This window comes from Gluconacetobacter dulcium (assembly GCF_014174165.1).
GTDB lineage: Bacteria > Pseudomonadota > Alphaproteobacteria > Acetobacterales > Acetobacteraceae > Gluconacetobacter > Gluconacetobacter dulcium.
Genome location: NZ_JABEQN010000028.1, coordinates 40914 through 54175, shown reverse-complemented (window position 1 = coordinate 54175; position 13262 = coordinate 40914). Strand labels below are relative to the sequence as shown.

Sequence of the window (13262 nt, the reverse complement as noted above, 5' to 3'; positions counted from 1 at the left end):
AGGCACCCAAGACCATCCTTATCGCCATCGCACGCCAGCTTCTCGTCATCCTCAATGCCATGATCCAGAAAGGTCAGACTTTGCAGATCACATGATCAACACAGTTGCCCCTTTCATTGCCGAAAGGGGGGAAACCAGCCCGCGACGTCATTCCGCCATTGCAAGATCACGCACGCCGATCGCATTTTCCGCGCGGATACGCTGCGCATCCCTCGCCGGCGGGCTGCCGAACATCCGCCGATATTCCCGGCTGAACTGCGACGGGCTGTCATACCCCACCGCAAATCCGGCCTCGGCGGCATCCACCCCACCGCTCATCAATTGCCGCCGCGCCTCCTGAAGGCGCAGGCGGGTCCGGTATTGCAGCGGACTCATCATGGTGGCCGCCCGGAAATGACGGTGGAACGACGACGGACTCATGGCCGCCAGTCGCGCGACCTCCGCGATATCGAACGCTTGTGCATAATGCGTGCGGATCCAGGCGATCGCCCGGTTCAGATGGGAAAGATTGCTGCCGACGGTGGCGATCTGCCGCAACACCCCTCCCTGCGGTCCTTGCAGCAGGCGATAAAGCAGTTCCCGCACGATCGAATCCCGCAGAAACGCCATGTCTCCCGGCTCGTCCAGCAACCCGACCAGCCGCGTCACGGGGTCGAGGATATGCCGCGTCAGGTCGCTGACGACCATGCAGCGCGAACAATGCAGCGACTCTCCGCCCTGCCCGTGCTGCATTTCCAGCAGCACGTCGGCAATCTGCACGGGGTCCAGCGTCAGGCATAGCGCCAGATACGGCTCGTCCGCACTGGCACGGGTGATATGGCTGGTCACAGGCAGATCGACCGCCGTCACCATATATTTGCTGGCGTCGTAATCGAATGTCTGGTCGCACAGCATGACCTGCTTGCTGCCCTGCACGATCACGCAGAAGCGCGGTTCATACACCAGGTCCATGGGCGTGGTCGGCGCGTCGGCGCGAAACAGCAGAAGACCCGGCAGAAGCGTGTTCGTGCTCGGCTTCACACAATGCCGTTCGATCGCATCGCGCAGACGATCCAGCAGGTCTCGCGTCATCCTTCCCTCCCCGACAGGTTCCCGCTCCCCATAGCGCATATCCGATCCGATCACCGAGACGTTTCACCCCAGCAGCGCGGATCGTGCAATCTTTTGATCGGATCATGTCATCATAAAATACCAACCAAACAGAAATAAAAAAAATCATATTTATATACAGTCGTATAATAAGATCCCGCCATTCGACTGTTCCGCGCCAACCCGTCTATCTAACAGGATCATGCAATAACGCGGGCGGATCGCTCTACCGTTCCCGCCGTGAAAGGTTGCATGATCCCCGCAAGCCTCCGCCGGACGCGCTCCGCATCGTTCCACGACACAGCCATCGCGGACGGGGCAGCCCGGCATCTTCGGAGCACCCCGTCGCTCCTTCATCCATCACATAGAGAGACCCATGGGTATCGTCGCATTCGCGCTCCGACGGCCATACACGTTCTTCGTCGCGGGTGTCCTGATCCTGCTCACGGGCGTCACCGCACTGTTCCGCACGCCCACCGACGTCTTCCCCGCCATCGACATTCCGGTGGTGACGGTCGTCTGGTACTATGACGGGCTGGACGCGGCGGAAACGGAAAAACGCCTCAGCACCTATACGGAATTTTCCGAAAGCTTCTTCGTCAACAACCTGCGCACCATCGAAAGCCAGACCACCCCCGGCCTGGTGCTGCAAAAGCTGTATTTCCAACCCGGCGTGAATGTCGATCTCGCGGTGGCGCAGACCGTCTCGGCCACGAACTCGATCCGCTCCTTCCTGCCGCCCGGCGTGCAACCACCGATCATCATGCAGTACAGCGCCTCGTCCGTGCCCGTGCTGCAACTCTCGCTGTCATCCGACCACCTGACCGAGAGCGAACTGTACGATTACGGCGTCTATCGCATCCGCCAGCAGCTCGCCCCCATTCCCGGCACGATGCTGCCGCCGCCCTATGGCGGCAAGATCCGCCAGGTCATGGTGGATATCGACAGCACAAGACTGGCCGGCCTGGGGCTGACGCCGCTGGACGTGTCCAACGCCATCAATGCACAGAACCTCACCCTGCCCGCCGGGACGACCAAGTTCGGCCCCACGCAATACGATCTGCGCATGAACGGCATGCCCAATATCGCGGCCCAGCTCAATCAGGTGCCCCTGAAACGCGACCCCAGGACCGGCGCCATTGTGCGCATCGCCGACGTGGCGCAGGTGCGCGACGGCACGGCGGTGCAGCAGAACGTGGTGCGCCGCGAAGGGCAACGCTCGGTGCTGCTGTCGATCATGAAGGCCGGCAACGCCTCGACGCTCGACGTGGTCAACGCCATCCGCGACAAGGTGCTGCCGGTCACCCGCGCCGCGGCGCCGCCGGGCATGAAGATCGACGAACTGTTCGACCAGTCGGTCTTCGTCAAGGCCGCCATCTCCGGCGTGGCGTCCGAAGCCGTGATCGCCGGCCTGCTGACGGCGGCGATGATCCTGGCCTTCCTGGCAAGCTGGCGCTCGACGCTGATCGTCGCGGCGTCGATCCCGCTGGCCATCCTGTCCTCGATCGCCATTCTTTCGATGACGGGCCAGACCCTGAACCTGATGACATTGGGCGGCCTGGCCCTGGCTGTCGGCATCCTCGTCGACGACGCCACGGTCACGATCGAGAACATCCACCGCATCCGCCACGACGGCGCCGAACTGCGGCGTGCCGTCCTGGACGGCGCCGCCGGCATCGCGCTGCCCACCCTGGTCTCCACGCTGGCGATTTCCTGCGTGTTCGTCTCGGTGGAATTCCTGACCGGCCCGTCACGCTTCCTGTTCACGCCGATGGCTCTGGCCGTGGTCTACGCCATGCTGGCCTCCTACGCCATCAGCCGCACGCTGGTGCCGATCCTGGCCGCCCTGCTGCTGGGGGCGGAAGAAGAACAGGCCAGACGGCGGCGGGAAGCCGGCCTGCCACCCGGCCGCATCGCCCGCTTCGGGCAAAGGTTCGACCATTATTTCGAACGTCTGCGCGACCGCTATGTCGCCCTGCTGCACCGGCTGATCGCCAGTTCCTGGAAGGTACCCGCACTGGCAGGCGTCATGCTGGTGGCAGCGGGCCTCGTGGCCACCCAGGTCGGCCAGGATTTCTTTCCCGCCATCGATGCGGGCGAATTCCGCCTGCATGTCCGCGCCCCCGCCGGCACGCGGATCGAAAGCACCGAGAAGATCTTCGATCGCGTCGAAGACACGATCCGCCAGATCGTGCCGGACAGCGAGCGCGACCTGGTTCTGGACAATATCGGCATTCCATTCCGCTACAGCATGCCGTTCGACGACGGCACCACGATCGGCCCCAATGACGGACAGATCATGGTGGCGCTGAAGGAGCATCACCGCCCCACCGCCGATTATATCCGCACGCTGCGCACCGAACTGGCCCGGCGCTTCCCCGACTGCGTGTTCTATTTCCAGCCGGCGGACATCGTCACCCAGATCCTGAATTTCGGCATCCCGGCCCAGGTCGATATCCGCATCGCCGGCTACGACCAGGCCAACAATCGCAAGGTGATGCGCGCCATCCTGCACGAGGCCGCACAGATCCCCGGACTGGTGGACGTACACCTGCACCAGCAGATCGCGGCCCCCGAACTGCTGATCGCCATCGACAGGGTCAGGGCCGAGGATCTGGGGCTGACGCTGAACGACGTCGCGCGCAACGTCATGGTCTCGATGGCCTCGTCCAATACCGTCACGCCCAATTTCTGGGTCGATCCCGCCACCGGCATCCAGTATCCGCTGGCGGTGCAGACGCCGCAATATCGCGTCAACGGGCTGGGCGACCTGCTGAACACCGTGATATCCCCCGCCCGCGGCGCAACCGGTACGCCCTCCCTGCTCAGCAGCGTCGCCACGATCTCCCGCGGCATGGCGCAGAACGTGATTTCACACAGCAATATCCAGCCGGTTCTCGATATCGACGCCAGCGTCGAAGGACGCGACCTGGGTAGCATCGCACGCGCCATCGACCAGATCGTCGCCCGCCATCGCGGCCAGTTGTCACCCGGCAACACCATCACGGTGCAAGGCCAGATCGACAGCATGCGCTCGGCCTTCGGCCGGCTGGGCATCGGGCTGATGGTGGCGGCGCTGGCCGTCTACCTGCTGATGGTGGTCAATTTCCAGTCCTTCACCGACCCGTTCGTGGTGGTGCTGGGCCTGCCGGGCGCGATGTGCGGCATCGTCTTCATGCTGTTCGTCACCGGCACGACCTTCTCCGTCCCCTCGCTGATGGGCGCGATCATGAGCGTCGGCGTCGCCAGCGCCAATTCGATCCTGCTCGTCACCTTCGCCAAGGAACGCCGCGCCGACGGACATTCGGCGGCCGAGGCCGCGATCGCCGCCGGACAGGCGCGCCTGCGCCCGATCCTGATGACATCGCTGGCCATGGTGATCGGCATGCTGCCGATGTCGCTGGGGCTGGGCGATGGCGGTGAACAGAACGCGCCACTGGGCCGCGCCGTGATCGGCGGCCTGATGGTGGGAACCTGCGCCACGCTGTTCGTGGTGCCCTGGCTCTACAGCCGCCTGCGCCGGCACGAGAGCCGCCTTCTCGAGGATTATCGCGATGTCTGACATCTCTTCCCCCGCCACCCCGCCATCGCGCGCCGGCCGCACGACAGGCACCGCGATCGGCCTGGGCCTGATAACCCTGCTGGGCTACGGCGCCGTCACGCATGTCGAGCACGCCCGCGCCGTCCGGGCGCTGGCCGACACCCGCCGCAACCAGGTCCCCGAAGTGCTCACGGTGCGCGTCCACACCGATACGACACCGGTGGCGCTGGACCTGCCGGGCGAAACCGCCCCGCTGGAAACGGCGGCCATTGGCGCCAGGGCTTCGGGCTATATCGAAAAACGGTTCGTGGATATCGGCACTCCGGTCCATGCCGGCCAGGTCCTGGCCCTGATCCGCGCCCCGGAACTGGACCGGCAGGTCGCCCGGGCACAGGCGGCACTGGCGCAGGCCCAGGCCGACCTCGATCTGGCGCGCGTCACGGCGCGGCGATCGGCAGGACTGGTCGGCGGCGGCGCCGTCAGCCAGCAGAATTTCGACGTCGATCGCATCACCCAGCAGGCAAGGCTGGCCGAACAGGAAGCCGCACGCGCCGCGCTGGCCGACATCGCCCAGCGCCAGGCCTATACGACCATCACCGCACCCTTCGACGGCGTGGTGACCGCCCGCACGATCGAGGCCGGAGACCTGGTCGATGCCGACAACGTCCAGGCGGCACCGCTGTTCGTGGTCGCCCGTACCGACCGGCTGCGCGTGCGGGTCCATGTCCCCCAGGACCAGGCCACCGGCATCACGGTCGGCACGCCGGCCGCACTCTCGCTGCCCGCGCGTCCCGACCAGCGTTTCAACGGCACCGTCACACGAACCGGCCATGCGCTGGAACGCGACAGCCGCATGCTGCCCGTCGAAATCGAACTGGATAATCCGGATGGGCAACTGGCATCCGGCGTCTACGCCACCGTGCATTTCGACCTGCCACGCACGCACGGGGTCACGCTGGTCCCCGCCGAAGCCCTGAATTACGAAGCCGATGGACTGTCGGTCGAAACCGTCTCGCCCGACAACCGCGTGACGGTGCGACACGTCACGGTCGGGCGCGATTACGGCGACCGGATCGAGATCCTCGACAACCTCCCCGACGGCAGCCAGCTCATCGTCCACCCCCCCTCCGGGCTGCATGACGGCAGCACCGTCGCCCCCCACCACGATACCGAGACAAAGGGAGCCTGACGGTGCGGCCCATCAGACCCTTCGCGCCACTGGCCGCCGGCTTCGCCCTGCTGCTGTCCGGCTGCACCATGATCCCGGCCTGGCACCGTCCCGCCCCCGCCGTCGCAACGGCGTGGCCCACGGGCAACGAGGCCACCGACCGCACCGACCTGCCCGACTGGCGGCGCTTCTACCGCGATCCGGTCATGCGCCATCTGGTCGAACTGGCGCTGGCGAACAACCGCGACCTGCGGATCGCCCAGCATCAGGTCGAAGCCGCCAGCGCCCAGTTCGACATCGAAAATGCCGCGCTGTTCCCCACCCTGAATGGCGGTGCGCTGGCGAATGTCCAGAAGGAATATGCCAGGATCTGGAGCCTGTCGGAGACCAACGGCCCGTTCTACATGCGTCAGTACGCCGTGGGGTTCGGCGTTTCTGCCTATGAGGTCGATCTGTGGGGGCGCATCCGCAGCGCCTCGCAGGCCGCGTTCGACCGCTATATGGCCGACGCGCTGAACCGCGAGAACATGCAGTTGAGCCTGATCGCCGCCGTGGCATCGGGCATGCTGACCTGGGTCGCGGACAACCAGGCCGTCCTGGTCACCCAGCAGGTGCTCGACAGCCGCCAGCACACCTACAACCTGGTCCAGCAGGCGGCCCACACGGGCACGGTCACGGCGCTGGACGTGGCCCAGGCCGAATCCGCCCTGCACGATGCCGAAACCAGCCTGCAAATCTATACCCGCCAACGCGCCCAGGCCCTGGACCAACTGACGCTGCTGGTCGGCACCCCGCTGGACGACGCCACGACGCGGAGCTTGCAGACTCTCACATCCCTCGACGCCGTCACGGCTTTCCCCAACGTTCCAGCCGGCCTGCCATCGGACATGATCGCCCGCCGCCCCGACATCCTGTCGGCTGAAGACGTGCTGCGCGCGGCGAACGACGATATCGGCGCCGCCCGCGCCGAGTTCTTCCCCAAGATCCAGATCACGGCGGCGAACGGCACCGCCAGCAACAACATCACCCGCCTGTTCCAGAGCGGCATGGGCGCCTGGAACGTCGCCCCCCAGATCACCGTACCGCTTTTCGACGCCGGCCGCCTGACGGCACAGCTCCGCGTCGCGAAGGCGCGCAAGAAAGAAGAAATCGCCCGCTACGAAAAAACGATCCAGACCGCCTTCCGCGAAGTCGCCGACGCCCTGGCCGGCCGCGACACCTACCTGAAGCAGCGCCGCGCGCAGGACGCCCTGATCGCCGCCAACGACCGGCAATACCATTTGGCTCTCGCCCGCTTCCGCGCCGGCTACGACCCGTACCTGACCACCCTGGTGGCCCAGCGCGACCTCTACACGGCCCGCCTCGCCGGCATCACGACCCAACTCCAGACCATGGAAAACAGCGTGACCCTCTACAAGACCCTCGGCGGCGGCTGGGCCGGCACGACGCCGCCGCGCCCGACCGCATCCGCCGCCGGCCATATCCTGTAAGCCCTGCGGCCCCACCGGCTCCGGCCGCGCCGTTCGTCGATGGACAGGGTGCCACCGACGGTCGCCGCGCAATGCGGATCACGCCGCGGGGGCCGCGCCACGCCCCCGGACGCGGCAAAATAAACGCAACGACGCGGCGAGCGGCTTACGCGCGATGCGTACTCATATCCTCAAGCCCCGGCAAGAAGAATTCAGTTACTCGAGGAAGCCAAATCGCTTGATCTCAACATATCGCAGGCCTGCGAACAGGGGTTGAAGTCTGCGATCGCGTCGATCCGCGCTCAACAATGGCTCGCAGAAAACCGATCATCCCTTGAAGCATCCCGACAGTATGTCGAAGAAAACGGTCTTCCTCTCGCAGACTACCGGAACTTCTGAATGGCCCGTTTTGACGTGTATTGTCTGGCCGGACGAGATGAAGTGCGTTTCGTTCTGGATGTACAGGCAGACCTGCTGGACGAGTTGGGCACCCGCATGGTGGTGCCACTTTTATCACAGGAAGTGGCACCAAAACCGGCAAAGAGACTAAATCCTGTTTTTGTAGTCGACGACCATTCGTTCGTTATGATGAACGCAGTTTATGGCTGCTGTACCTGTCCGTGACCTAAAACAATCGTGACTTCATTGTCTATTTATCAGGATGAGATCACCCAGGCGCTTGATCTACTTCTAACTGGTTTCTGAAACAGAACCTTGATCGGTTTTCGTTCTCATCTCTGCCATCGAGACAGTTGTGGCAGCGTCCCGAAAGCGGATATTTTTCAGGCTTACTTCGATCGACAAAATTCGAAACGATACTTGCAACGTATCGGGTTCGAGGCGCAAAGAAGCAATAGCGTCAGCCAGATACACTCAATCTGATATAATGATCATGCTGCATCTTGCCCGCTGTTCATGACTGGAGATGCCGTGGGCACAGGTTCCGTACCCATCATCATGTGATAATGCTGCATGTGCCCGGTCTCTTCGAAAATACGTTTAAAGACGCCGAGATAGGCGTCCACTGTGGCAACATCCGTGGAGACGTATAGATCGTCATGCGTGCTGTGCGAGCCGTCGTTCACCCACGAAAAAAGCGATGCGCAGATTACCTTCTCACGGCCATCGAATTTCTCGATAATCTTGTCTTTGTCCATGTTGCCAAGGATTTTGAAATAGTTCTCCAGAATGCGGCGCAGTGTGTTCTGGATGGTGAGGTTGGAACGGTTCTCGTTGCGCACCTCGGACCAGAGTAACTCATAGGATGTCTTGATTGGGTTATGATCGAAGGATTCCAGCGTCGAGATATCATCGATCTTCTTGACGATCCAGAAGGTCTCGTGCGCGCGGCGCTCTCTCTTCCGCTCGGGATCGAACGACACCTCTTTGTGGAAATAAATGTTGTGGGTGAGCACGAACACCTGCCGAATCATGCTGTTCTGTGCACGACTCAACTCGAACACACGCTTGATCAAGCTGGAGACGATGAACAGAATATCGCTGTCGAGGCTCGAAATAGGGTCGTCGAACACAATGACCCGATTGCTCGTCATTCCGGATTCCGAAACGCTGCCGCGGATCAGATGGTAGAAATAAAGGAAGGTAACGAAAGTCTTCTCGCCTTCGCTCAGACTCCTAACGGCGTTGCTGCCGTCAAGACGGACGATCTCATATAGGTTGCCCTGATCGCCCGCTGTGGCGAGCTTGAAACCGCGAAAACCGAATGAGGCCAGCAGTGCATTGATCTCGGTCACGGTGGGCTTAACGCTCGTGATACCCTTCTCAAGATCACGCAACGTTTGCCGCATGGTTGCGAGGTCGCGGCGCTTGGTTATCAGGCTCGCTTCGATGCCGTTGATCGCTGCATCTACCGCCGTCTTGCTGGAATGGTAGTTATTGAGAACACTCTTGGCCTCTTCCAGTAGATACTTCCAGATTTCTCTAGTGAGCAGCGTCTTCTGATTGCCTATATCATCGACGGCTCGGTTATGTTCATTGATTGCCGCATTGGCGGCCATGAGAAAAGCCCGCACTTCCGCGAACAGGTCAGTGTTGTCCTCCACCGTGACGACGGCACTCGGCTCTTTCTGCTTTCGTGCGATATGCTGCTGATTGAGGGCAAGCCGCGCGGTCACACGTTCGACAAGGTCAGCCAGTTGATCAGCCTCAATGTAGCGTGAGCTGGTCTGCGATATCTCATTGAGCGCCTGGAGGTAGGCTACGCTCGCTGCCTCGTACCCTGTAACGAGACACGCGATATCCGCAATGTCGCGATCATAGACATCGTCGAAATAATCGCCGATGCGCTTCGCGAGATCGGCGTCGACATCCTGCTGACAGAATGGACATTGGGGCGCGCTCTTTACGAAATAGCTGATGCCCTGCTTCACCCAGTCACTGTTGCCAAGACGATCGATCAGACCGGCGATATCGACATCACCCTGACCAACGACTTTTTTCACGAGGATTGGCAACGCCTCCAGCCGGGTTAACTCGACACTATCGGGCACACGAATCACGCTCTCCCGTGCAAGTCCCTTTTCGAAAATGACGGCAGCACGCTTCTTCAAGTCCTCGAGCGGATGAAGCGTCGCCCGATTGGACGCCCACTGACTTAGGATTGCGTCACAGAAGCGCGCCCTGGAGCCGCGTAAGCCCGTGAAGGCGGAGTGGAAATCGGCGTCATAGCGGCTCTTCAGCTTCCAACATTCGTTCACGATATTCTCGTGCAGTACCGAACGGTCCCCGAGTTTACCGCTCGCGCCATCATCTCCATGAAGTACGATGTTACGCGCGCTGATATCGCGCTCAATCTCCGCAATCTTCCTTCGCGCCTGGTCGATCTGGTCCAGCACGGCTGCATCATGCTCGCCCAGCGTAAAAATGCCGGGCAGGTTAGACCGGAAATTCCGCTCCACGAAATCGGTGTTGTAGACGAGGCATTCAAGAGGCCGTTCATTGGCCCAACGGATCGTACACGCCGGATGATCTGCCGGAGCCGCGATTACGCGCGAGATGCTGGTCTTGCCTGAGCCGTTCGCGCCGTAGATAAAATTGATTTTTCGAAGCTCGGTAAGCCTCTGTCCCTCGACGCTATAGCTGGCGCATCCGGCGATTTTTATTTCTTCAATCAACGCGCCCCCTCGTTACCACGTCATCGGCTTGGCATGGATTATATACATCTAAAATACCTTTAGCCTTTATTGAAAGGCAAGCATGACGTATAGTCACCATAATCTTCGGTATCAGGGTATGCAAATCCAGACTTGAAACGACCATAATTGATCGGAAGCAGTCGATTCGGATTTATGCCTCTTATGGCTGACGCGGCCCGAATTCTGACCGGCAGGAAACTCGCCAAAGCGGCTTGTCTGCCAGGCAATCTTGAGCTAGCAGGCCGCATCCGCTTTCAACAGGTCATTCATGCCATCCTTTCTGCGGTCCGAAAGCGGACGGTGGTTCAGATATAACGCTACGAACGAAGACGGGCCGCAAACCGAAGTACCACTCACCGGCGACATTCGTAGCGCAGTTGCCATATAACTACCGACCGCACTCCCATTGAGGCCGTGGGACGCGGGCAGATAAGCATCTAATCTATAACGAAATCAACGTCGTGATTTTCGATATTATTTCCGGCGTAGCATTCGGCAGAGCATGGGTAGGTTTTAGGTGGCTTCGTCCAACCAACCTTCGACCGCAGCGTTGAACTTATCAATAATATCGGCGCGTCCGCACAAGCTTGGCGTCGTTAGATAGCTGTAGGTTTGCGTGACCGCGCGGCGCAGTTCGTCGGCGTTCAGTTCCATCGCGAAGACGTTGACGAAATCGTGAATGTCCACGACCGCAATGTCGCGACCATACGGCGCAAGGAAGCGTATCATATCGGCGGGTTCGGCAAGGTCGTCGTCGCTATTCACGTTCGACGCAATGATGGTGTATTTGCGCAGGCTCGCACCGTCCATCTTCTTACGGAAGTCGCCGACACGGTTCTTCCAATCAGGGCGGACCGTAACTTCGTAGGCGCGCACAAGGTCGCCGTTCAACATTTCCTCAATATCGCCAGCCGTCGCGTCGAAGCGGTCGGATGCATGAACGTGGTGTGTTCGAATGTCATAGCCGTGGCGTTGCCGATGGACGAACAGCAGCGCAGCGACAAGGAATTGCTGAACGTTGCCTTCGGACGGAATGGCAATCAGCAAATAAAATAGCTTCCGCGCACGGGCATAGGTCAACACGTCGTCTGCAACTGGCGGTAATGGCGCAATGACCTTCCGGCTTTCGGCGAACCGTGCGGCCATGTAGTCGGCGCATAGCGCCCGCTGTTCGGGGTTCATACCAGCAATCGCGCGGGCGAAGCCGTCGAACCGCACGTCGTTTTGAAGGCGGGAATTGGCGACGTTACCCTTCCACCCAAGGTTTTCGCCGAACGCTGTAACAGCGTTGTGAAGCGTGATGCTGCGAAGCCCCAATTGCGTCGCCAACCGCTTGTCGCCGTAAATGCCGCGAATGCCAGTCGGGATCGAATTGCAATCCCACGCCGTATCAACCGTCGCATAGAAGACGAAGAACAGCGACGCCAACCGGACGCTGTTCGAACCGTCGCCAAGCTGGCCGTCCATTGCAGCGCGGGCCGCAGCGTTGGGCAACGCCGTCAGCTTCTCGCCTTCAATGAAAGCATCCAGCCGTTCAAGCGCCACGTCTACCGCGTATTCGACCAACAAATTGCGAGACATTACGCTGTCATCAACAATGGCAATGAAGCTTCTGACTGATAGTGCGTCATCGGGCAAATCGTTGCGCCTTCAAGCTGGCGACGAAGTGCGACGCCAAGGGCGTGACCAAGCATTGGCGGAACAGCGTCGCCAACTTGCGTGTATTGGGACGACCGCGAACCGGCGAACCACATGTCGGCGGGGAAAGTTTGAATTAGCGCCGATTCTTCCAACGTCATTCGGCGCGCACCGGGAACAGCGCCATCGCGAGGCGCACCGCCTGCCATCAAGTGCGCCGAATACTCGGGCGCAATGTCCATCGTATCGATCCAATGCGTCTTGTAACCGCCCGCCGAAGCCAACAGCGTATGGCACGGCGTCGATAGGTCGATGGGACGACCTCCGCCGTTATAAACGTGACCGGCGTAGGGGCTTCGGCGCGGATCAGGATATTTCGCATACACGACCGGGCAATCGGGCGGTTCGCCAAGCGGCGATGCCTTGTCGATCACGCTACCCGACGCGACGTGCGGAATGTGAGCATCCGGTCCATGCGTTGGCTTCGGAAACCAAAACGTGCCCTTCTTCATGCCCACAATGATGAGACGCCGCCGCTTTTGCGGAACGCCATAGTCCGCGGCCGAGACTACGTTCCACGATACATTGAAGCCTAGCGTCTCAAATTCGCTCAACAATTCACCAAGATATTGAACCCGGTTGCGCGTTGCCAGGCCCGGCACGTTTTCGGCCAAGAACGCGGCGGGGCGGACCTCCTTCAGCACTCGCATAAATTCGGGAAACATGTTACGAGCATCGGCGGTACCTTTACGCAAGCCGCCTGTCGAAAACGGTTGGCATGGTGGGCCACCGAAAACTACGTCCACATTCCCGCGATAGCGTTCGAATGATATGCTACGAATGTCAGAGCGGTAGTGTTCAGCGTCCGGCGTGTGCGCGTCATACGTAGCCACCGCGTCCTTGCTTTTCTCGACGCATGCAACGGGTTCTATTCCGGCGCGCTTCATTCCAAGCGACAATCCGCCCGGTCCAGAAAATAAGTCGAGTGCTTTCATACGCTGAAACATGCAACACCACTGCGACGAAGGCAAGTTTGTTCCCGTTTAGTTTCGATGGACGCCACGACGAAACGTTCGCGGAGGCAGGGTAGGCGACCAACTTGCACCGCCTTCCCATGACCTACCCGACGCGGCCCCAAAGGCCATTTTGATATCAGCCGACTCAGGCGTGGTGCCAACGAATGGCCGCTCACCTCAGGTACT

The 13262-nt window shown here is 60.9% G+C and carries 8 protein-coding genes and 1 pseudogene; 5 read left to right on the top strand and 4 right to left on the bottom strand.

Features of this window, described 5'->3' with window-relative positions:
• Positions 1-147: 147 nt before the first annotated feature.
• The gene (locus HLH25_RS17575; protein WP_182975307.1) at positions 148-1071 is read right to left on the bottom strand and encodes an AraC family transcriptional regulator; all 924 of its coding nucleotides are present in this window, start codon (positions 1069-1071) and stop codon (positions 148-150) included.
• Positions 1072-1465: 394 nt separating this feature from the next.
• Here HLH25_RS17575 and HLH25_RS17570 point away from each other — a divergent pair, with 394 nt between their 5' ends.
• From HLH25_RS17570 to HLH25_RS17550, 5 genes and pseudogenes are all read left to right on the top strand, one after another.
• Positions 1466-4651 (top strand): efflux RND transporter permease subunit, encoded by a 3186-nt coding sequence (locus tag HLH25_RS17570; RefSeq protein WP_182975306.1) that lies wholly within the window; start codon positions 1466-1468, stop codon positions 4649-4651.
• Positions 4644-5819 carry an efflux RND transporter periplasmic adaptor subunit gene (locus HLH25_RS17565; protein ID WP_182975305.1) on the top strand — a complete coding sequence of 392 codons (1176 nt, stop codon included), beginning with the start codon at positions 4644-4646 and terminating at the stop codon, positions 5817-5819. The genes HLH25_RS17570 and HLH25_RS17565 overlap by 8 nt, the downstream gene beginning before the upstream one ends.
• Positions 5820-5821: 2 nt before the next feature.
• Positions 5822-7288 carry an efflux transporter outer membrane subunit gene (locus tag HLH25_RS17560; protein WP_310889140.1) on the top strand — a complete coding sequence of 489 codons (1467 nt, stop codon included), beginning with the start codon at positions 5822-5824 and terminating at the stop codon, positions 7286-7288.
• 189 nt (positions 7289-7477) lie between these two features.
• On the top strand, positions 7478-7666 hold the full coding sequence (locus HLH25_RS17555) for a type II toxin-antitoxin system CcdA family antitoxin (protein WP_182975311.1): 189 nt from the start codon (positions 7478-7480) through the stop codon (positions 7664-7666).
• Positions 7667-7972: pseudogene (locus HLH25_RS17550) on the top strand (CcdB family protein).
• A gap of 185 nt (positions 7973-8157) precedes the next feature.
• Here HLH25_RS17550 and HLH25_RS17545 read toward each other — a convergent pair.
• From HLH25_RS17545 to HLH25_RS17535, 3 genes are all read right to left on the bottom strand, one after another.
• On the bottom strand, positions 8158-10401 hold the full coding sequence (locus HLH25_RS17545; protein WP_182975304.1) for an AAA family ATPase: 2244 nt from the start codon (positions 10399-10401) through the stop codon (positions 8158-8160).
• 534 nt (positions 10402-10935) lie between these two features.
• On the bottom strand, positions 10936-12003 hold the full coding sequence (locus tag HLH25_RS17540) for a hypothetical protein (protein WP_220791888.1): 1068 nt from the start codon (positions 12001-12003) through the stop codon (positions 10936-10938).
• Complete coding sequence (locus tag HLH25_RS17535) at positions 12003-13055, bottom strand: DNA cytosine methyltransferase (protein ID WP_182975302.1); 1053 nt, start codon at positions 13053-13055, stop codon at positions 12003-12005. Before HLH25_RS17535 ends, HLH25_RS17540 begins: the two co-directional genes overlap by 1 nt.
• Positions 13056-13262: the final 207 nt, after the last annotated feature.